Source organism: Mycobacterium sp. MS1601, assembly GCF_001984215.1.
In the GTDB taxonomy this organism is placed as follows: domain Bacteria; phylum Actinomycetota; class Actinomycetes; order Mycobacteriales; family Mycobacteriaceae; genus Mycobacterium.
Window position 1 is genome coordinate 5,596,507 of record NZ_CP019420.1, and the last position, 20,346, is coordinate 5,616,852.

Sequence of the window (20,346 nt, forward strand, 5' to 3'; positions counted from 1 at the left end):
CAACAGTTTGATGCCGGACGTGCTTCAGGCCAGGTCGGAGCCCACCCAAGCGGCGGGCCTGCGGTCCGCCCACGGCGCAGCCAGTTCCAGCTGGGCGGCCAATTGCAGCAGCACGGTTTCGCCGGGCGCCATGAGTTGCACGCCGATCGGCAGACCGTCGGTGGTGGTGCCCAGCGGTAGTGAAATCGCGGCCCAGCCGGTGACATTGCCCAGCGAGGTCCAGCCGGTGGTGGCGAATTCGACGTCGAAGAAGGCCCGGGTACTGCCCCGCGGCTGATCCAGATGCGCGTACCCGGGTGGGGGAGTCAGCAGGGTCGGGACCAACAGCACGTCGTGATTGCGCATACCGTCGGCGAAGCGCCGGGTCTGCGCGTGCACTGCGCTGATGGCGCCGGCGTAGCGGAGGCCACTGGTGGTGAATCCCTCGCGCACCATCTCCCAGGTGCTGGGCTCGAACTCGTTCTCGTGGGGTTCGCGGCCCAGGACCTCGGTGGCCAGCGCGTGCAGCTGGGCGTTGCTGACGGTGTGCAGTACGGCGATCGCGTCGGCCACCGCATCCGCGTCGATGTGCGGAGCGCCCTGGTCGACGTGATGGCCCAGGTTCTCGAGCAGCCGCGCGGTGTTCTCGACCGCGGCCACCACCTGCGGATCGGTGGCGGGTCCGGGGAAAGGCGAGGCGGTGGACATCAACACCCGCACACCGGTGACCGGCTGCCCTACAGCGTCCAGGAAACCGATGGCGGGCAGGGGAGCGGTGTACGGGTCGCCCGGCGCTGCTCCGGTGATGGTGTCCAGCAGCGCCGCGCTGTCGCGTACGGTGCGGGTCAGTGCATGGCCGTTGACCAGGCCTTCGAGGGCGTGGCCGCCGTCGGGGGCGAAAGAGGCTCGGCCTCGGCGGGGTTTGAGGCCGACGAGGCCGCAGCAGGAGGCGGGCACCCGGATGGAGCCGGTACCGTCGCCGCCGGAGGCCGCAGGGACCACCCCGGCGGCCACGGCCGCGGCCGAACCGCCGCTGGATCCGCCAGGAGTGATGGCCGCAGACCAAGGATTGACGGTCGGTCCGAACAACGACGGTTCGGTGGTGCAGTGGTTGCCCCACTCCGGGGTATTGGTCTTGCCGAACACCACCAGCCCCGCGTCGAGATAACGCTGCACCACCCACGAGGTATCGGTGGCGACGTGGTTGCGTAGCGCACGGGAGCCCATGGCCTCAGGCGTTCCGGCCAAGGACGCGCCAAGATCCTTGAGTAGGAAAGGAACCCCGGCCAATGGTCCTTGCGCGGTCAGGTTCGCGGCCTGCTCACGTCCCCGGTCGAACAGATCGGTGATCACCGCGTTGAGGCCGCGGGCGGCCTCCAGCCGCAGCACCGCCGCCTCGAGGAGTTCTGCAGCGGTCAGATCGCCCGCGGCCACCAGTTCCGCCTGGCCCAGCGCATCCACGGAGGCCAGTTCGAAGGCAGATCGGGTGTCCATCAGGAGGAGGCACCTACCGACATCTTGATCTGGGTGGAGTTGTCGCCCTGCTGGCCCATCAGTGTGGTGTAGGCCTCCATCACCACTTCGCCGGCGTCGTTGGTGCACACGTTGCGGGTGACCACGATGTCGGCACCGAACCGCTCGTCGACGGAGTCGATCTCCAGTCGGGCGTTGAGTTTGTCACCGGCCAGGATCGGCTTGTGGAACACGAAGCGCTGGTCCACCTGCACGATGCGCATGGTCTCCATGCCGACGTCGACGTGTTTGAAGAAGTCCTGCTGTACCAGCAGGGCGAAAATCGCCGTGAACGTCGGCGGTGCCACCAGGTCGGCATGGCCGAGCTCGTGCGCGGCCGCCTCGTCATAACTCGCCGGATCCTCGGCTTTGACCGCCTTGGCGTACTCGCGCACCTTTTCTCGGCCGACCACATAGTGATCGGGGTAGGTGTGCACCATGTTTCGGATATCGGTCTTGAGTGCCACGGCGGGTCCTCCGTCCTGGGAAGGAATAGTGAAGCGGGGCTCGGCAACGAGCTGGGATCCACGATATTCACCCGCGGGATTTCGGCAAATCGTCGGCACTCGCGGCGATCGGCGTTCGACAACATCGCCTGGGAGAACTCCTCGATTCGACCCCGCGGCGGTCTACGGCGAGAAGCTTTTCGCCACAGCCTGATTGCGTGAATCCGCGTACCGGGAAGTCAGCAGCAGTGCGATGATCACGTCCACCGCTGTGATCACCAGGCCCGCGTAGTACATCCACTTGATCGTCGGATCGGGCTGTGCGGCGAAGAACACGATCAAGAAGATCGGGCCCACGATCCCGCAGACGAACACCGCCAGCTGCACGCGCATGTACAGCCACACGATGTTCAGCAGGCTCACTGCCAGAGCATAACTTGGGATCGGTAGCGGTTCACGGGATCTGTACTTGCAACACGTCGGCGCCACAGGGGCGACGACGAACGAAGGGAATGACCCGATGAAGCGAGTTCTCGCGGCTGCACTCGGCGTGATCGCGAGTGTCACTGTGCTCTCGGCGTGCTCGGATGAGAAGGAACCCACGGCAGCATCCGCCACCACGGGCGGCGACACCTCCGTCAAGGTCGACGGAGCTGATCTGGCCGGCCTGGACCTGAACTCGGTGAGCTGCGTCAAACAGGCCGGCAAGATCAACGTCGGCAGTGGATCCGTCGGCGGTCAGCAGGGCCTCGGCGTGGTGATGACCGACGAAGCCACCCCGAAGGTGGAGTCGCTGGGCCTGGTGGTCGACGGCAACGCGCTGGCCGTCAGTTCCATGATGGGCGCAGAAGTCGGCTCGGCGGAGGTGAAGGTGGATGGCGACACTTACACCATCACCGGTGAAGCCTCCGGCGCCGATTTGAAGAACCCGATGGCAGGCATGATCACCAAACCGTTCACCATCACGGTCAGCTGCGGCTGAGACCTATGCTGGGCGCGTGTCGATTCCCGAGGAACTGGCGCGCGCCCGGCGGTTGGCTTTCGCCGACGACGAGGCAGCGGCCCGGGATCTGTTGCTGGGCCTGGTCCCCGAGATCGAACAGGCCGTCCGCGACGACCTGCTGTTGGAGGTGTTCGCCCAACTCGGTGAGCTCTACCTGACCCGCGGGGCTCTCGACGGTGCCGCCGAATGCCGCCGCCGCATCAGCGACTGCCTGGCTGTCTATGTCGCCATCCGGGCGGGTACCCGGCCCGATCTGGCCGCCCAGGTCACTTTGACCGACCACCAGATCGATCTGATGCTCATTCGATATCCGATGGTGGTTGTCTCCCTCGACATCGGCGTGGCCGCCGCGCGAGGTGACCACGACGGCGCGGCCGCACTGCTGGGTCAACTCCGTGACGACGAACTCAGCGCCCGCGCCCACATCCGCTGCGCTGTCGCCCTGACCGACGACGACCTGTACTCCAGGGCTGAGCCTTTGTGGCGCAAGGTGATCGAACTCGTCGAACCACACCCGAAGGAGCATCTGTTCGTGGTGGCGGCCCTGGAGTACGGCCGGTTCTGTGTGGAGACCGGCCGCCTGTCCGAAGCCGCGCCGTGGTTGTCGCGAGCTGAGGCAAGGGCTGTTGCCGGGGAATGGCCACTGAGCGCGGCACGGGCTCAGCTGGAACGGGCCGCGGCAGCCTGGGCCGTGGGCGATCACGACAGCACCGAACGACTGATCAACCAGGCCTATCCTGTGATCGCCCGACATGCCCGCTCCTACGATGTCTCGCGCTGCTGGCTCTACCTCGGGCTCACCCGGTTGGCGGTCGGGTTGCTGGACGAGGCCGACGACTGCTGGCGGCAGGCCGAGCAGTCTGCCCGAGACGGCGGCAAATCGCTGCACCTATACCGAATCCTTCTGCAGCGCAGCTGGTTCGGTATCTTCACCGGTGACTACCCGGCGGCGACCCAACTCATCGAAGCCGCGCGACAGGCGCTGTTGTCGGCGCCGCGGCACACCTGGTTGCAGCTCGCGCTGCTGGACAGTCAACTCGGCACGGTCTGGCGGGCCGCCGCACTGGCCGATCTCGGTTTCGACGCTGCCGATCCCGACGACCTCGGTGTCATCGACGAGCCACGCGGCACCGCGCGGCATGCCGCCGCTATGGAAAAGCTGGAGCGCGCGGCGGATCTCAAGATTCCCGCGGCACTGGCCGTCGACTCGGTCCGTTTCACCATCGCCGACCCGGCCCGGCGGTCGCAGTGGGCGGCCAGAGTGTCGGCCCCGCAGTTGGCCGGCGCTTTCGCGGTGGCCTGGGAATGGGAGAACACCGAACTCGTCAGCCAGCTCATCGAGTATCACAGTGCCAGAGGGATGCTGGCGACCCGCGATGTGCACACCGCCGGGGGTGACTGGGCCGCCACAGCCACCGAAACTGCATCGGTGGACGGGCCACTGGAACTGGCCGCACTGCCGACATTGCAGATGGATCCCGGCGCGCCCGCCATCCTCGGCCGATACCGAATTCTGGCCCAGCAGCGATATGGCACCGCCGTCACCGTCGAGGGCCCCGGGTGGACCACATGGCCGTGACCGGACGTCGCACTCTGGTGCTGCGGTTCGCCGATCTCGGCGTTGCCACCTACGCCAGCCTGCGGGTGGTCGGACAGCCGTGGCGCACCGTCACCTGGGTCATCGAGGAACCCATTCTGCTGGCGGCTGTGCAGGAGATCGTCGGCGCCACACCGGATCCCCACAACGGCGAAACGCGCCCTCAGGCCATCGAACGTGCCGTAACCTCAGGCGGTTTCGCCGATCCCGGGCGTGAACTGGCGCTGGCCTACATCCTCGGGGTGCTGCTGATCTCCGGCCCCGGTTGGCAGCTGCTGGCCGATTCGCAGGACGGCACCCTCTTCGTGGCGCCCAGTGCGCGGCTGGCGTCGGTGCCGTGGTGTCTGCTGGCTCGTCCGACGTCAGGACCTACGCCGGCTGAGCTGCTGCAGGCTCGCGCCGAGGCCATCACCACCAGCGGGACCTCCGCGGCAACGATCCCGTGGCAGCTGGCCGACCTCGCCGAACACACCGACGGCCGCAGGCTCATCGAGTTCGTCGACGTGTTGTCGGCGGTACCCGCCAACGTCACCAATGCGACACGCCCACAGCGTAACTGGGATGACAGCGCACCGTCGCTGCTGCTTCTCGATCCCCGCGTACCGGGCCAGCGCCCGGACTCCGAGCTGGGTTCCGTGCTCGGCCGGCCGGATCCGGCGAGCGCGCTGGTCCGCCATTTCGGTGCCGTCGAGCACTTCCGACGTGCTGACGCAGATCGCACCTGGTTGGCACGCCGCCTCGAGGAGGCCCCCGGACGGCTCATGTACGTCGGGCATGCCAGTGCCGCCGACGGCGAGGTGGGAGTGGCCGACCGTGCGGCCCTGCACCTCTGCTGCGCGGCAACGATTCCCGGAAAGGCCTCGCCGGTGGGGCCACACCGTCCGCTGACTGCCGCCGACATCCGGGAGATGGCACTGCCGATCCCGCCTCGAGTGGCGTTGCTGGCCTGCGGTTCCGGAGCCGACTACCGGTTCGACGAAGCCACCGGCCTGGCGGCGGCGATGGTGCTCGGCGGGGCGCAGCTGGTGACGGCAACGCTGTGGGCGCTGCCCACCACCGCGGGCTTTCGCCGGTTCGGCCCGGATGCCGACCCGATGGCCGAGCTGGTGATCGCCGTCGACACCGCCCACGTCGAGGCTGATGCGGGCCGCGCGGTGAACCGTTGGCAACGCGCCCAGCTCAGCCGTTGGCGTGCCGGCGATCTCACGGCCAGCCCGCTGTACTGGTCGGCACTGGTGAGCTTCGCCGTGGACGGTGCACGCTGAGCGGTCACGCCGGCGGCACACACACCGTGACCGTCGACTCATCCCCGGAGTGGTAGTACGTCTGCACCACCGATCCCGGGGCCACGTCATCGAGTGCGGTGGCCGGGACCAGCGTGACATGGTGCGCCGGAAACTGCCCGCCGCCGGGCCTGCTGACCACGAGGTCCAATTTCACCTCCCGGTACTGTTCGCTGGAGCGCCCGGTGACATGCACAGCGGTCACAACCCCGTGTGTGCGCACCAGTGGACGGTCCAACGCCGCCCGCACCACCGATGTCTGGTCGGGAAATGAAAGCTGCTCGGGTGCAGCAGGATCGAACGCCACCAGCACTGGAATGCCGGGACGCAGCGCTGATACCGCCGGATCGCCGCAGCGGTATGTCAATCGCCCGGCGAAGGTCCGGCCCGGGCTCATCTCCACATCGACGGTGACACAGTGGATTCCAACTCCGTCGCCGCAATCCTCCTCGGCGATCCTGCGTACCACTCCGATCGCGATGCTGTCGACCGGGGTCGGACCCGAGCCCGGTCGCAGCAGGTACGCCACGGGGAGCGCAATCAGTAGCAGAACAGTGGGCAGCAGCACGTCGAACATGAGGGCCAGCCTCACCGCGGTGAGTGGCTACCGAACCCAACTTCGCGTGTCACGGCCAGCGCTTATCCTGAGTCACGTGAGCACCGATGTGGCAGTCAGCGTCGCGGTTCCGCGGCGCGCGGTGATCGACGCCGCCTGGCGTGCTCTGGGTGCCGGTGTCGATGTGCTCAGCGCAGAGGACGGTGCGCCGTTGCGGCGCACCGTGAAACGCATCATCGATCCGTTGGTGCTGCGGTTGCGGATGAACGCGGTGTTCTCCGCGCCGTCGGTGGACGGCGCGACGGCGGCGTCCATCCGGGCGGTGATTCTGGAGCACGGACCGCAACTGCAGGCGACGGCGGCATGGTTCGAGGTTCTCAAGCGGGAGCGTCGCCGGCTGAAGATCACCACCGGTAATGCCCAGGAACTCTATTTCCCGGTGTGCTTCGAGCTTGCTGTCACTCACGGAGCGCCAGGTCCCGACCCCGGCCAGACTGCCATGAGGGTGCTGCGCGCGTTGCACGGCGACCGTGACCGCACCGCGGTGGAGGCCCTCAACGCATACATCGCCGATCCGCAGGTGCGCGACACCCTGGCGCGCCAACTCCACACCAGTTGGCGCGACGTGCGACCCGGCGACGGTCTGACCGGTCCGTTCCTTGCCGGCCTGACCACGGTGCTCGGCTCGGCCGCCGGTCACCGTGAGAAGGTGGCCCGCCAGCGGGTGTGGACGGCGCTGATCTCCGACGCCACGCCGTACACGCTGGGGGCCAGGGCTCGCACCGCCGAGCCGGATCTGCCGTGGTCGCTTGTCGAGTTGGGGCTGAGCCGGACTCTGCCGCAACAGCGGCCGGCTCTGACCGCGGAAGCGCCAGCGGGTCTGCGCCCCCTGGACCGCAGTGTGGTGGACCGGGTGCGGGCGACGTTGCGGCGGGCATTGGACCGCGAGGAACTGCCGGGCATTCCGGTGCTGTGTGCCGAAGAGGTGGACCGGGCGTGCGCGCCGTGGGGTTTGTTGTCCGAGGACACGCAGGCGACGTTGGTGGCCGGCATCGAGGTGGCCGTGGAACTGTCACCGCTGAACGCTGACGCCGTCACCCGCTACCACCTCAGCGGACAGATCCAGGCCAGACTGCGCAAAGAGGCGTATGTTCTGCACGCCCGACGCTGCCTGGCCGACGACATGCCTCTGCATCCCCGGCAACGGCAGGTGGTCGAGGACCTCGCCGGTTTCGCCAGGCCCTATCTGGGCCGGCTGTGGGCGCGCCTGCATGGCCGCGACGTGTGGCAGGACGGTTGCGGCGACGTCGACGACGTGCGGGCTCTGCTCGACGGAGTGGCTCGCTCGGTGAGTCTGGACCATCGGCAACGCATCAAGGCCATGCTGGAGGGCCACGACCGATGATGACGCCCGACATTCCGGTGACCTTGGTACTCGAGGTCAGTGGTGCGGTACTGACCTGGCCGGCCGATGATCCGGCGCAGCCGCCGGTCTTCGCGTTCACCGATATCACCCGTGCTGACTGGCTCTGGCGACTGGTCGGCGAATCCGGTCATACCGCGCTGCTCGAAGGGGCCGGCACCGCGCAAGTGGTGCCGGGGTCCGCGGCAGCTTTGCGGCGGTTGGCGCTGGGACACTGGTTGCGCCGGTGGTGGCCCGCCAGCGCGAGGGACGGCATCATGGCGCTGGACGCCGCTGTGCTGGACGCCGAGATCGCGCTGCTCACCGTCGCTGCCGATGCCTTCTTCACCGACGACACTCTGGATTCGGACGTGGAGGCGTTGCTGGCGCCGCACGGGCGGGCGCTGATGCAGAAACTGGCCGTCGGTGACCCTCGCGTCGAGGGGTTGGTGCGCCGCTGCGCCGACCTGGCCGCGGACCTTGGAGTTGGTACCGCTGGATGGCCGGAACTCATTGCTGCGCTGGAGCATTCGGGCTCTCCGGTAGTGGTCGGCGGTGGGGTGCAGGCGGACTACGCACTGGCTGCAGGCGTGGATTCCGCACCCTCGGGTCCCGGAGTCGTCGCTGGGGGAGTCGCGAGCGTCCATTGGGCGGGAGTGCCTGCCGGTGTGTTCGACGCGGCCGAGGACACTGTGAGTTGGAGCGTCACCGTTTCCGGCGCACAACCGGCGGCCGCCGTCGCCGTCGCGCTGGCCGGAACCGATGACCCGTCCGGTATCGAGGTCGGAATCCGCAGCGGAAGTGTCACTGCTGCAGGGGTTCTCGATATCGACGGGCGTGCGCGGCTCACCCTCCCCGTGACCGAGACGCAGGCATGGGCACACGACTGGTCCGATGTGGCGGTGACGGTCGGCGTCCCGGTCAGCGAGTCGGCGCAACTGCGGGACCGGGTGCGGGCCCTGGCGCGGGCACGGCTGGCCGCCCCAGGGCCGGACGCCTACCTGGCCGAGATTCTGGCCGCCGAATCCGACTACTGACCAGCGGGCCCGCCTCGGGGGCTCACTTCGCCCCCCGCACTGCATGCTGCGAAGTGCTGGGATGCCTCTGGGGCCGGTGTTCGAGGTCAAGTAGATTGCATCGGATGGATTTCGACCTTCCGCTGCCGTCGGGCCGGATCCGGGCCCGTAGCTGGGGTGAGCCGTCGTCGCCGTTGGTGTTGTGTGTGCCTGGGCTGGCGGCGAATCTGACCGCCTACACCCATCTCGCCGAGGCGCTGTCGCGGTCAGGACGCCGCGCGGTGGCCTTCGACCTGCGTGGTACCGGCCGCAGTGAGGTCAGCGCGCCCGGCAGCTACGGGCTGTCGAGCCATGCCGCCGACGTGGTGGCCGTCGCCGATGCGCTGGGGGCCCGGCGATTCGACCTGATCGGCTGGTCACTGGGTGCCTTGGTCGCGATGCAGGTCGCCCTTGATCACGGCCCCCGGCTGCCCAGCGTCACCCTGATCGACCACGCCGGGCCGACGGATCCGGCTGCGCTGGTACCGATCCGCGACGGTTTGTCCCGACTGGAGGCCACCGTCGACGACCCGCGCGACTACCTTGCTGCCGTGCGCGCGGCGGGGCACATCAGGCCGTGGTCGGCCTACTGGGACGAGTTCTACCGCTACGAGCTGGCCCAGCGGCCCGACGGCCGGTGGCAGCCCACCACATCACGTGAGGCCGCGCAGGAGGATCTGCGCCAGCGCTGGCCCCGGGACTGGAGCCCCTACTGGCGGGCGCTGTCCATGCCTGCCACCGTGGTGCGTGCCGTGGGACGCGACCCGCTGGTGGTTCCGCCCTCCACCGTGGAGGCGTTGCGGTCGATCAACCCTGAGGTGCGGATCGTCGAGTCGGTGGGTGATCATTTCACCTGTATGACGGCTGCGGACACCACGGCCGCTGTGCTGGCCGGGCTGTCAGCCGGCCAGGATTGAATCTCCTTCCACCACAATGGCTGCGGTGTCCAGCGGCCGGCTCGCCGGGCCCTGGGCCACGGTGCCGTCCAGGTTGAACTTGCTGCCGTGGCAGGGGCAATTGATGGTGCCGTCGGCGACTTCGTTGAGGCGGCAGCCGGTGTGCGTGCAGACGTTGGAGAACCCCTTGAACTCGCCGGCAACGGGCTGGGTGAGCACCACGTCGTCGACGATGATGCCCGAGCCGACAGGAACCTCGTCGGTGCTCGCCAAGGCAGCCGGCGCGGCCGGAGCGCCCGCCGGCGGCGGCGTCGACGAGGGTTCCGACTGCTCGGAGTAGGTACTGCAGCCGGCCAGTGCTGCGGCGGCACCACCGAGGCCGAGGCCGGTCAGGAAGCGGGGGCGGGTGATCATGGGGGCTGGTTTGTCCATCATGGGAGTCTGGTCCTCGATCATCAGAACGTCACGCCTTTGAGTTGGAAGAACCACAGCGCCGACGTCAGCCAGGTGTACACCAGGGTGAAGAACAGCACCCCGCCTGCCACCGGCAGCACCCAGGCCCGCCGCCCGGAACGGGTGAGCAGCAGCATCTTCGTCACGAACGCACCATAGAACAGACACCCGAACAGGGAGTGGAACAGCACCCGGGTGTCCGAGGACTGGAATCCCAGTGCATACAGGCAGTGCACCGCCACGGGCAGGCTCGCCAGCACCGCCACCCGGCCGGACCAGACATGCGCCCGGCGTAACCAGGCGAGGTCACGGGTGCGGGGCAGCAGTCGATACATCGCCAGCGCGGAGATCATCTGGAACACCGCCAACGTCACCGCCACGGTGGCCAGCCAGGACTTGACCGCGGTCGGGCTGGAAAAGCCTGCGACGTTCACCGCGAAGAACCGGGGCTCGTGCACCTTCGCGAAGACCCCGAGCCCCACCGCCACCACGGCACCGAGCAGGACGGCCACCAGCACCGCCGTCTGCGACGGGCGCACGGCGGCCATGGCGGGCTGGGTGGCGGCGCCGGTGTCAATGCCGGTGGTCGTGTCACTGGACATCGGAGACCTGCGGCGCGCTCAGAGCCCAGCTGCGTTCCCCGACGGTCAGCGTCCCGACGATGGTGCGGTTGGTCAGTTTTGCCTCGATGCTGCCGTCGGCACTGGCCAGTGACACGGTGTCGCCGGTGACCGTGCCCGACATCCAGGTCTCGATGGCGGCGCCGTCGCACACGTAGGCGCGCGCTGTGCCGTCGGCCACGGTGATGTCGACGGCGATCGGAGCCCCCTTGGTGGCTACCTGCCCGGAATACTGTGCGGCGGTGGGGAACTGCTCCAGCGGTCGGGGAGCGACGGTGGTCAGGGTCGCGGCCGCCGGTGACGGCGGTGGCGACACCAGCGCGGGACCGGATCCGGGATCGGCGGCGACATTGACCAGCCACAGACCGGTGCCCACAATGGCAACTGCGGAAATCGACAGCAGGGGTTTCTGGATTCGCATGACTGCGATCCTGCGCGGGTGCGAGCCGCCGAACTTGGAGCTTGTGTGGAGATCAGCTGGAGATCAGGGGGTGATGACGACGGTGAGCTCGTTGCCCGACCTCTCCACCCGCATTCCGGCACGACGGGCCACGGCCGCCACCGCGGCGGCATCGCTGGGTTCGGCGCGCGAGGACACCAGTGCCCGCGCCAGCCTGCCCTTGTGCGCCTTGTTGAAATGGCTGACCACGCTGCGGTGTCCGTCGGCATGCTCGGCCAGCACGTCCACGCGTACCGCGCCGGGCAGCCGCCCGAGTCCGGCGTAGGACCCTGACCGCAGATCCACCACCAACTCCCGGGCCGCCAGCTCGGCCAGCGCCGGTTCCAGCACCGGTCGCCAGCGTGCCGACAGCGTGGGGCGGCCGGGGAGCTTCGATCCGGCCGACAACCGGTAGGCAGGCACCGGATCGTCGGCGCGCAACAGCCCGAACAGAGCGGAGCCCACGGCAAGTCGGGCGGTGGCACGGGTTGCCGCCGCCCCCCGCAACGACTCGACGTCCAGGGCGTCGTACAGCACGCCGGTGTAGCGGCGGATCGCCGGCATGGTCGGCGACGTCCGCAGGGCCGCATTGCGGTCGATCTCGGCGTCCTGGGCGGCAGAGATGCCCAGGGCGGCGCGGCTGGCCGGTCGGTCGGCCGCCAAGGCCACCAGTTCGTCGATCAGTTCTGCGCGAAGCGGTGTCAGTTCGGGGACAGCCAGGGCCCCCAGGTCGAGGGGCGGTCCCTGCCCGCCGGGCTGTTTGGTTTCCGACGGCGGTAGCAGCACGATCACGGCGCAGACCTTAACCGAATGGTCGCCCGCCGCCGACTCGGGCCGCATTTCACGCGTCAGCCACGGGCCAGCAGTAGCGGCACCCGCTGCTCGGCGGACGTCAGTGAGCCGTGCTGCCCCACCAGGGCGGACTCCAGTGGCTCGACGGTGCGCCGAACCAGGACCGCGGATTGCCTGGCGGCCGCCACCACATCACCGATGCGTGCCCGCACGCGATCGCTGACCTGTGGCCCGAACCAGCCCGCGGCGATCGCCTGTTCACGACTGGCCACCCAGGCACGGTCGCCGACGGTGGAGATCCAGGTGTCCAGCACATCGGAGGCAGCACCGTCGCGGACGTAGACATGCCGGGCTCGGGGTTCACCGCCGATCGCGTCCACGCCGGCCAGAAGTTCAGGGGTGGCGTCGATGTCCAACAGCTGATCGGCATCGACGGTGATCATCCCGTGGTCGGCCACCACGGCCACCAATCCACCGGGCGGCAGCGCCTCGACCACCGATTCGACCAGTCGATCCACCTGCCGCAGCTGCAGCCGCCAGGCCCGTGAGCCCGGGCCGTGCAGGTGGCCCACCAGATCCAGGTCCGCGTGGTAGCCGTAGCAGAAGCCACGCTCGTCGATCACCTGCGTCACCGCGGCGGCCAGATCTCCGAGTGCATGGACCCCGACATAGCGGCCACCCCGCAGCACCGCGCGGGTCAGTCCCGACCCGCTGAACTCCGCAGCCGAGATCACACTGACCGCCACCCCCGCCGCGGACCCCTGCTCGAAGGTGGTCGGAAGTGGTTGTGCCTCTTCGGGACTCAACTCCTCACGCAGGTCACCGCCCCACGGATGCGGGCGCCAGCGCAGGGCATTGATCACCCCCGTGCCGGGCATCAGGAAGCTGTAGCCCACCATGCCGTGCTGCCCGGAGCGCTGCCCGGTGCCCACGGCGGCCAGGCCTGCGGCGGTGGTGGACGGAAACCCGACCTGCAGGCTGGGCCCGCGCAAAGCGGCCATGGTCGGGGCATCGGAGGCGTAGCGATCCAGCAGATCGGCACCGAGGCCGTCGATCAACAGCACACAGGCGCCGGACACCTCACCCAATGACAGCGGGGACCCGAAGCCGTGCACTCCCATCGCGGCCAGCACGGCGGGCACGACATCGGCCAGATGCGCCATCTCCGAATCCAGCTGGGGGAGTGCGTCATTCATTTCCGATGCACCGACACCGCGTAGTCACCGCCAGTGAACGGCGCGCGGTCCCAGGTCGCCCAACGCTGTTCCAGACGCAGACCGGCGGCTTCGGCATGGCGGTCGTAGTCGGCCAGTTGGAGTCGGTCGGGACGCAGGCTGAACCCGGCGACCACCAACCCCGCCTCGACCACGGCGTCGGCGACTCGTTGCAGCACCAGGGCTTCACTGCCTGATTGCAGGTAGATCATCACATTGCCCGCCAGGACCGCCATGTCGAACGGCTCGGTCACCGTGAGCGTGCACAGGTCGCCGAGAATCCACGTCAAATCGGGGGCCTTGGCTTCAGCGGTGCCCAGCATCTTCTCGTCGGCGTCCACCCCGACCACCTCATATCCGCGGGCAGCCAGTTCGATTGCCACTCTTCCCGTCCCGCAGCCGGCGTCGAGCACCCGGCTGCCGCCCGTCTGGCGCAGCAGAGCCTCGATGCAGTCGGCTTCGCCGTGAACACCGCGACCGGTGGCCGCCAGCTGCTGCCACCGCCGGTCGTAGTCATCGCCGCGCGGTGCATCGGTTCGGGTCCAGCGGGTGCTCACATCTGCGATTCAACACCATCCGCGACATGCGGCCATCTGGGTACAGCGGTGCTTCACAGCTGGCACGCCGCCGTCCGAGTCCTACCGATGGCGGCGCTGGCACGATGAATACGGTGAGAACGAGAACGCTGGGGTTTGTCGCCATCCTGCTGGCCGTGAACACGTGCCTCGCGGCACCGGTCGCGCGGGCCCAGCCGGCCACCGTCACGCCGGTCACTCGAGAACAACTCGGCACCACGTGGCGACCGGGCTGCCCGGTGCCGCCGGAACAGCTGCGGCTGGTGGAACTCGACTACCTGGGCCTGGACCTGCAGACGCACCGCGGGCAGATGGTGGTGCACCAGGACCTCACCGACGAGGTCATCGCAGCCTTCGACCGGCTCTACCGGCTGGGTTTCCCGATCGAACGCATGCGCACCGTCGATCACTATCCGAACGCCGATGACGAGCTGTCGATGCGGGACAACAACACGTCGGCGTTCAACTGCCGCGACATCCCCGGTTCGGGCAGCTGGTCCTATCACGCCTACGGTCAGGCCGTGGACATCAATCCGCGGTTCAATCCGTACATCGACCGCAACGGCGCGTACCAACCCGCCAATGCCGAGGTGTTCGTCGACCGTGAGCGGATCGATCCCGGGCTGCTGAAGGGCGGTGATGCGGCGGTACGCGCGTTCACCGACCACGGCTGGACGTGGGGCGGGTACTGGCGCACTCCGAAGGACTACCAGCACTTCGAGTGGTCCTGATCCGACTCAACCCCGTTTGCGCGCCTGCTCTTTGATCTTCTCCGGCAGTGCCTCGGCGGTCAGCAGATGCGGCAGTAGCTCCGGCTCACGCATCATTGCCCGGAACACCATGCCGACGGTGACCTCATGGTCGGGCCGGTCGGTGACCACGACGGCGTCCCCCGCCTGTACCGGGCCGGGTTCGATGACCCGCAGATACGCTCCGGGTGTGGCGGCTTCGGTGAAGGTCTTCATCCAGCCCCGGATGTCGAGGAACTCGACGAACGTCCGGCAGGGGGTGCGAGGGGAGGACACCTCCAGCACCAGACCACCTGTGCCGACGTGCCAGCGCTCGCCGATGCGGGCGCCGGTGACGTCGACACCCGCGGTGGTGAGATTCTCGCCGAAGATGCCGTTGGTCAGCTCGCGCTGTAACTCCGTCTGCCAGGCATCCAGGTCTTCCCTGGCGTAGGCGTACACGGCCTGGTCGTCGCCACCGTGGAACTTCGGGTTGCCGATCATGTCGCCCACCAGACCGCTGCCGAGACCGCCCCGGCGTGGGCCAGGCGCCCGCACCTGGACAGCATCGTCGACGGGGTGCTTGTCAATACCTGTGGACAACTCGGGTTTGTCCGGATTGGTACGCGGACGAGCCAGGTTCACCGTGAGGATCGAGGCCATGAACTCCACCGTAGATCGGGATCAGAACTTGGGCAGCCTGACCACCTGGACGAAGAACTCGTCTATCTGACGCACTGCATTCATGAACTGGTCCAGATCCACCGGTTTGGTCACGTAGGCGTTGGCGTGCAGCTTGTAGCTGCGCAGGATGTCTTCCTCGGCGGACGACGTGGTGAGTACCACGACGGGGATCAGCGACAGGTCGGCGTCGGACTTGATCTTCTCCAGCAACTGACGACCGTCGTACTTGGGCAGATTGAGGTCCAGCAGGATCAGATCGGGTCGCGGTGCTCCCTGGTACTGGCCCCGCTGGTACAGGAAGTCCAGGCCTTCCTGCCCGTCGTGTGCGACGTGCAGGGTGTTCTTGATCTTGTTGTGCTCGAACGCCTCCCGGGTGATCAGCTCATCCCCGGGGTCGTCCTCGATCAGCAGCACGTCGATCGCGCGGCCCGTGTCTGTCATGTGGGGGTTCCTTCCGGGTCAGCAGGCAGGGTGAAGCAGAAACGGGTTCCCCCGGTGTACGAGGTGTCGATCCAGATGGTGCCGCCGTGGTGTTCGACGATCTTTCGGCATACCGCCAGACCGATGCCGGTGCCGGTGTAGCTGTCGCGGCCGTGCAGCCGCTGGAAGATCACGAACACCTTGTCCGCGAATTCCGCCTCGATCCCGATGCCGTTGTCGGACACCGACAGCAACCACATGCCGCTGCGCTCACCGGTGCCCGGCTGGCACTCGATGACGATCCGCGGGACGGTGTCGGGATTGCGGAACTTCATCGCATTACCGATGAGGTTCTGCCACAACAGTGCCAGAAGGGTCGGATCGCCGACAAGGTGGGGCAGCGCTGTGTCGGGCCGGATCACTTCGGCGCCGGTCTCCTCGACCGCGGCCTGTAGGTTGGCCAGGCCGGTGTCCAAAGTGGCGCCGAGGTCCACGTCGGCGTGGGCGGCGTTGAGCCGGCCCACCCGGGAGAACGCCAGCAGGTCGTTGATCAACTGCTGCATCCGTTTGGCGCCGTCGACGGCGAACTTGATGTACTCGGTGCCGCGTTCGTCGAGCTGATCGCCGTAGCGTTTCTCCAGCAGCTGACAGAACGAGGCGACCTTGCGCAGTGGTTCTTGTAGATCATGGGAGGCGACGTAGGCGAACTGTTCGAGTTCGGCGTTGGAGCGGCGCAGCTCAACGGCCTGTTCGTCGAGGGCTTCTGCCTGTTCTGCCAGCCGCGCTCGGGCAGCGGTGGAGGTGTCGAGTTCAGCGACGATGCGCTGCCGCATGTCCTCGACGTCGCTGGCGATGGCCTCGATGTCACGGGGGCCGGTCTGGGCGATCCGGTCCTTGAAGTGACCGTCGGTGATGCGGCGGCACGCCGCGGCCAGGGATTCCAGCGGTTTGGTGACGGACGTGCGGACCAGGGCGGCGAGCAGCCCCGCGGTGATGACGAAGGCCACCACCACGCTGAGCAGCACCATGTTGCGCCAGTTGTCCACCCGTTGCAGGTCGGCGGCTGCGGCGTCGCGGGCCTGCACCAGATTGCTGTTCTGGATCGAGAACAGCTCCCGGAGCCGGTCGAAGGCGAGCTTGCCGGTTTCGGCGGTGGCCGGGTCCACCAGGGCGGGGGTGCCGGGGGTGACGCTGTTGATGATGGGCTCGGCATAACCTGCTCGCCAGGATGCCGCGGTTTCCTCGATCGCGTCGAGGTCGGCGAGCATCTCCGGGCGCTGGCCCACAGCGTTGCGCAGATCTTTCGCGGCGTCGCCCTCGAGACGCTGTCCGTCGTAGTAGGGCGTCAGGAACTGCGGGTCGGCAGCGATCAGGTAGCCACGCACGGATGTCTCCTGGTCGCGTAGCGCCGCCTGCAGTTGGTAGGCCGCGATGCGGGCAGGTCCGATCTTTTCGGTCAGCTCTTCGGTCATCTCGTCGGAACGTCCGAGCAGCAGCACGGTGGCCAACCCACCGGCCAGCACCACCAGACCCATGATGGACAAGACGAGGTTGAGCCACCCCTGGACGGTCAGCTTGCGACGGGTCCGGGCACGCCATGTTGTCATCGAGTGACCCGCTCGACGCGGACTACGGCAATGTCGTCGGTGAGGCCGCCGTGGTCGCGGGCGCGGTCCTCGGCGGCGCTGATCAATGCGTCGACGAATTCGGACCCGGGAAGGTCGGCGAATGAGCGGGCGAGTTCCAGGAGGCCGTCCTCACCGAGTCGTTCGTTGCCGCGCCCGGAGTGGCCTTCGAAGAGCCCGTCGGTCAGCAGCACCAGCCCGTATCCGGGCGGCAGTGAGACCTGCTGGGCCTCCCACATACCTTGGCGCAGACCCAGGGCGGGGCCGCCCGGTGGTTCCACCCACTCGACGGTGCCGCCGCCGTGCAACAACATGCCGGGATGGCCGGCCCGCACCGCCGTGATGGTCGGGCTGTCCGGCGGGATCGCCAAACTCAGCACCGTGGCGAAGATCTTCTTGGTGGCCCGCTCGGCGTGCAGGATGCGGCCCAGTTGGCCCATCCGGTCCGAGCCTCGCAAGCCGGCCAGGGTGAGGGTGCGCCACGCGATGCGCAGGGCCACTCCGAGAGCTGCTTCGTCCGGCCCATGGCCGGCGACGTCGCCGATCATCACGTGCACGGTGCGATCGGGGGTCTGGACGAAGTCGTAGAAGTCGCCACCCAGCAGGGCGTTCTCCCGGCTGGGCCGGTACTGCGCGACGATCTCGACGCCCGGGTGGTCCAGCAGCAGCGGTGACGGCAGCAGACCTCGTTCCAGGCGGGCATTCTCCCGGGCCCGCAGTTGGCTGGCGTGCAGTTCGACGGCGGTGAGTTCGGCACGCTTGCGCTCGATCGCATAGAGCACCGAACGGCGCAGCATCTCGGGCTCGACGCGGCCTTTGACCAGGTAATCCTGCGCACCGGAGGCCACCGCGGACACCCCGAACGGTTCGTCGTTGAGTCCGGTCAGCACGATCACCGGCACGGTGGAGTCGAACGCGGCCATCCGGTCCAGTGCGGCGATCCCGGCGGCGTCCGGCAGGTTGAGGTCCAGGAGCACGCAGTCGGGGCGTGAGGCTGCCAGCTCGCGTTCGGCGTCGGCCATCGACGGCGCCCAGACCAGGCTGATATCGGCGGCGGTGTCGGCGATCAGTTCTTCGACCAGCACGGCGTCGGCGCGATCATCTTCGACCAGCAACACGGACAGCCGCTGTTGGTAGGGGTGATACGGCAGGACCGGCGCCGGTTCTGGAAAGTGCGGCGCAGTCATCGACAAATCAGGGTCCTTCGGTTACAGCCATCAGCGGAGCAACCCGTGCTGGAGTGCGGCGAACCGACCTTACCGTGTATTGGCGTGACACGTCCCACGGCCCGGCAAGTTCTTGCCGTGGATGGCGTCAGGCCGAGCGCTTGAGCATCGGCAGCAGCAGGCTGCGGCGTGTGGTCATGGCGTCGGCGAAGTCGTGCAGGGCATCGGCCACCGATTTCACCAGCGGTAGCAATCGGTCGCGGATGGGCTCGTCCAGCAGTGCCTCCGCGGCCGGTCCACTCACCAGTGCCCATTCGACCCCCGCCGCAGCGCAGTCGTCGTCGATGACGGTCAGCAAGGCAGCACCCTCGGGTGCGACGTCGGTGAGGCGGCTGAGGTCCAACACGAATGCGGTGTCTGGCAGGACGAACCGGCGGACTTGTTCCACCACCGCGTCGACGTCGGCAGCGGTGACCTCACCGCGCACGGAGACCACGGTGGCGAGATGTCGTGAGCAGGCGCGAACTTCAGCGGGCATGTGCGGCCTCGTTTCCTGGTGGTGACCGAACTGTGACCTACGCTATCGCCGATTGTTAAGGCCGTCGGTCGATTCAGCTAATGCTTTGGTAAGAAACATTTGTCACAGATTTCCCAGTGAACACCGACGAGCAGCATCGCAGTTACCCGCCGGTAGCTTCAGCCGAGATCTCGGCAAACGCGAGATCACGGGTCGACGGAGTGAAGCAGATGCGCCAACTCCGCCTGGCGGTGGGTGTCGGTCTTGTCGAAAACGTGCTGTAGGTGTGTGCGCACGGTGGTCAAGGAGATCGACAGCAGTTCGGCGATCTGCTTGAGCTCCACACCGTGCATCACCTGCATGGCCACCTCCGCCTCCGTGTTCGTCAACTGGTAGATGCGGCGCAGCACGGCCGCCGCGCTCTCGGGCTCGTCGCCCGAATCGACGATCAACACCAGCGCGCTGTGTCCGCTGTCCCGATCGGACGGAACCACGTGCACGATGTAGGGCCTTTTGCCGGATGGTCTGACACAGTTGAACGACCCTGCACTGCGGATGTCACCGGCGCAGGCGCGGCACACGGCGGACCGCAGTTCATCGGTCACCCGGAGGTCGGCTGCGGTGATCCTGCCAGCCCGCATCGACAGTCCGTCGTCGTCACGCAGGATTCTCTCGGCCGCCGAATTGAGCGTGACAGCATGCAGATTCGCAGTGACCCTTGCGATCCCGTGCCGCACCCGTTCGGTGGCCAGCGCCAGCCTGTCCTGGATGCGGACGGCCTGCTGTAGATGCGGCACCAAGGCCGTCATGGTTTTCATCCGGTCCGCGGTGGCGAAGGCGTCGGTGCGTCGGGGTGAAGCGACCACCACGCACACCGGCTCGCGGTCGCGGGTCAGGCGCACGAACAGGCCGTCCTCCAGCCTGTTCGGGGCCATCCAGTCGCAGTAGAACTCGCCGGCGCGGAACGGCTGGATCAACTCCGAACCGGTGCGGACCACCCCGACCGCACCGGTTCGCACGGCATCCATGACGTGATCCAGACTGTTGTAGTGCTCGGCGTAGCTGCGGGCCGCGCAGGCGGGCAGGTTCGAGTCCTCGATGGTCCACACCGCGCCTGTCGGTCGGCAGAGCGCCCCGGAAATCCCACCCAGCACGGTGTGGATGTCCCGAAGTGAACCCTCCCAGCGCTGCGGAGTGAGCGCTGCGGCATAGATACCCGAGACCAGGCTCGAGAACTCCTGCACCGAAACCATGGTCTTTGGAAGGCTAGCCCGATCTCATGCATCTGCATGAGGAATTGCCAACGCATACATGATTGCCTTGGGAGACAGAAGATCTCATCGGGAGGAGGTCGGTCATGTCGATTTTGCTGCGGGGGAGTGCC

General features: G+C 67.7%; 23 protein-coding genes. 7 read left to right on the forward strand and 16 right to left on the reverse strand.

Annotated elements, in window-relative coordinates:
• Positions 1-24: 24 nt before the first annotated feature.
• From BVC93_RS26780 to BVC93_RS26790, 3 genes are all read right to left on the reverse strand, one after another.
• On the reverse strand, positions 25-1,473 hold the full coding sequence (locus BVC93_RS26780) for an amidase (protein WP_083740073.1): 1,449 nt from the start codon (positions 1,471-1,473) through the stop codon (positions 25-27).
• On the reverse strand, positions 1,473-1,958 hold the full coding sequence (gene hadC, locus BVC93_RS26785) for a (3R)-hydroxyacyl-ACP dehydratase subunit HadC (protein WP_083740074.1): 486 nt from the start codon (positions 1,956-1,958) through the stop codon (positions 1,473-1,475). Before hadC ends, BVC93_RS26780 begins: the two co-directional genes overlap by 1 nt.
• Positions 1,959-2,120: 162 nt before the next feature.
• On the reverse strand, positions 2,121-2,360 hold the full coding sequence (locus BVC93_RS26790; protein ID WP_335583103.1) for a hypothetical protein: 240 nt from the start codon (positions 2,358-2,360) through the stop codon (positions 2,121-2,123).
• 97 nt (positions 2,361-2,457) lie between these two features.
• On the opposite strand from BVC93_RS26790, the gene BVC93_RS26795 reads away from it, so the two are divergent.
• From BVC93_RS26795 to BVC93_RS26805, 3 genes are read left to right on the forward strand one after another with little or no spacing between them, the layout of a single operon-like run.
• Positions 2,458-2,919 (forward strand): lipoprotein LpqH, encoded by a 462-nt coding sequence (locus BVC93_RS26795; RefSeq protein ID WP_083740075.1) that lies wholly within the window; start codon positions 2,458-2,460, stop codon positions 2,917-2,919.
• 16 nt (positions 2,920-2,935) lie between these two features.
• The gene (locus BVC93_RS26800; RefSeq protein WP_083740076.1) at positions 2,936-4,519 is read left to right on the forward strand and encodes a tetratricopeptide repeat protein; all 1,584 of its coding nucleotides are present in this window, start codon (positions 2,936-2,938) and stop codon (positions 4,517-4,519) included.
• Complete coding sequence (locus BVC93_RS26805; RefSeq protein WP_083741373.1) at positions 4,510-5,802, forward strand: CHAT domain-containing protein; 1,293 nt, start codon at positions 4,510-4,512, stop codon at positions 5,800-5,802. Before BVC93_RS26800 ends, BVC93_RS26805 begins: the two co-directional genes overlap by 10 nt.
• Positions 5,803-5,806: 4 nt before the next feature.
• On the opposite strand, the gene BVC93_RS26810 is transcribed toward BVC93_RS26805, so the two are convergent.
• Entirely contained in the window at positions 5,807-6,397 is a 591-nt protein-coding gene (locus BVC93_RS26810; protein WP_083740077.1) for a hypothetical protein, read from the reverse strand.
• A 76-nt stretch (positions 6,398-6,473) separates the two neighbouring features.
• On the opposite strand from BVC93_RS26810, the gene BVC93_RS26815 reads away from it, so the two are divergent.
• The 3 genes from BVC93_RS26815 to BVC93_RS26825 all read left to right on the forward strand — a co-directional run bounded on the left by BVC93_RS26815 (position 6,474) and on the right by BVC93_RS26825 (position 9,750).
• Positions 6,474-7,781, forward strand: coding sequence for a hypothetical protein (locus BVC93_RS26815; protein ID WP_083740078.1), 1,308 nt, complete (start codon positions 6,474-6,476; stop codon positions 7,779-7,781).
• Entirely contained in the window at positions 7,778-8,815 is a 1,038-nt protein-coding gene (locus BVC93_RS26820) for a hypothetical protein (RefSeq protein ID WP_157517097.1), read from the forward strand. The genes BVC93_RS26815 and BVC93_RS26820 overlap by 4 nt, the downstream gene beginning before the upstream one ends.
• A 104-nt stretch (positions 8,816-8,919) precedes the next feature.
• Entirely contained in the window at positions 8,920-9,750 is an 831-nt protein-coding gene (locus BVC93_RS26825) for an alpha/beta fold hydrolase (protein WP_083740080.1), read from the forward strand.
• Here BVC93_RS26825 and BVC93_RS26830 read toward each other — a convergent pair.
• The 6 genes from BVC93_RS26830 to BVC93_RS26855 all read right to left on the reverse strand — a co-directional run bounded on the left by BVC93_RS26830 (position 9,733) and on the right by BVC93_RS26855 (position 13,804).
• Positions 9,733-10,161 carry a Rieske (2Fe-2S) protein gene (locus tag BVC93_RS26830; RefSeq protein ID WP_236950131.1) on the reverse strand — a complete coding sequence of 143 codons (429 nt, stop codon included), beginning with the start codon at positions 10,159-10,161 and terminating at the stop codon, positions 9,733-9,735. The genes BVC93_RS26825 and BVC93_RS26830 overlap by 18 nt on opposite strands.
• Before the next feature lie 23 nt (positions 10,162-10,184).
• Positions 10,185-10,730 carry a DUF6529 family protein gene (locus BVC93_RS26835; protein WP_157517288.1) on the reverse strand — a complete coding sequence of 182 codons (546 nt, stop codon included), beginning with the start codon at positions 10,728-10,730 and terminating at the stop codon, positions 10,185-10,187.
• A 43-nt stretch (positions 10,731-10,773) separates the two neighbouring features.
• Positions 10,774-11,223 carry a hypothetical protein gene (locus tag BVC93_RS26840; RefSeq protein WP_083740082.1) on the reverse strand — a complete coding sequence of 150 codons (450 nt, stop codon included), beginning with the start codon at positions 11,221-11,223 and terminating at the stop codon, positions 10,774-10,776.
• A gap of 63 nt (positions 11,224-11,286) precedes the next feature.
• Positions 11,287-12,033, reverse strand: a complete 747-nt coding sequence (yaaA, locus tag BVC93_RS26845) for a peroxide stress protein YaaA (RefSeq protein WP_083741375.1) — start codon at positions 12,031-12,033, stop codon at positions 11,287-11,289.
• Between the two features lie 56 nt (positions 12,034-12,089).
• The gene (locus BVC93_RS26850) at positions 12,090-13,229 is read right to left on the reverse strand and encodes an alkaline phosphatase family protein (protein ID WP_083740083.1); all 1,140 of its coding nucleotides are present in this window, start codon (positions 13,227-13,229) and stop codon (positions 12,090-12,092) included.
• A complete protein-coding gene (locus BVC93_RS26855) occupies positions 13,226-13,804 on the reverse strand; it encodes a class I SAM-dependent DNA methyltransferase (RefSeq protein WP_083740084.1) in 579 nt (192 codons plus the stop codon). The genes BVC93_RS26850 and BVC93_RS26855 overlap by 4 nt, the downstream gene beginning before the upstream one ends.
• A gap of 113 nt (positions 13,805-13,917) precedes the next feature.
• On the opposite strand from BVC93_RS26855, the gene BVC93_RS26860 reads away from it, so the two are divergent.
• Entirely contained in the window at positions 13,918-14,553 is a 636-nt protein-coding gene (locus BVC93_RS26860) for a M15 family metallopeptidase (protein ID WP_442928982.1), read from the forward strand.
• Positions 14,554-14,559: 6 nt separating this feature from the next.
• On the opposite strand, the gene BVC93_RS26865 is transcribed toward BVC93_RS26860, so the two are convergent.
• From BVC93_RS26865 to BVC93_RS26890, 6 genes are all read right to left on the reverse strand, one after another.
• Positions 14,560-15,213 (reverse strand): MOSC domain-containing protein, encoded by a 654-nt coding sequence (locus BVC93_RS26865; protein WP_083741376.1) that lies wholly within the window; start codon positions 15,211-15,213, stop codon positions 14,560-14,562.
• A gap of 21 nt (positions 15,214-15,234) precedes the next feature.
• The gene (locus tag BVC93_RS26870; protein ID WP_083740086.1) at positions 15,235-15,675 is read right to left on the reverse strand and encodes a response regulator; all 441 of its coding nucleotides are present in this window, start codon (positions 15,673-15,675) and stop codon (positions 15,235-15,237) included.
• The gene (locus BVC93_RS26875) at positions 15,672-17,261 is read right to left on the reverse strand and encodes a sensor histidine kinase (RefSeq protein WP_083740087.1); all 1,590 of its coding nucleotides are present in this window, start codon (positions 17,259-17,261) and stop codon (positions 15,672-15,674) included. The genes BVC93_RS26870 and BVC93_RS26875 overlap by 4 nt, the downstream gene beginning before the upstream one ends.
• Positions 17,258-18,466 (reverse strand): PP2C family protein-serine/threonine phosphatase, encoded by a 1,209-nt coding sequence (locus tag BVC93_RS26880; protein WP_083740088.1) that lies wholly within the window; start codon positions 18,464-18,466, stop codon positions 17,258-17,260. The genes BVC93_RS26875 and BVC93_RS26880 overlap by 4 nt, the downstream gene beginning before the upstream one ends.
• A 127-nt stretch (positions 18,467-18,593) precedes the next feature.
• Positions 18,594-18,983 carry an STAS domain-containing protein gene (locus BVC93_RS26885; protein ID WP_083740089.1) on the reverse strand — a complete coding sequence of 130 codons (390 nt, stop codon included), beginning with the start codon at positions 18,981-18,983 and terminating at the stop codon, positions 18,594-18,596.
• A gap of 185 nt (positions 18,984-19,168) precedes the next feature.
• A complete protein-coding gene (locus BVC93_RS26890) occupies positions 19,169-20,215 on the reverse strand; it encodes a helix-turn-helix transcriptional regulator (RefSeq protein WP_083740090.1) in 1,047 nt (348 codons plus the stop codon).
• Positions 20,216-20,346 lie beyond the last annotated feature (131 nt).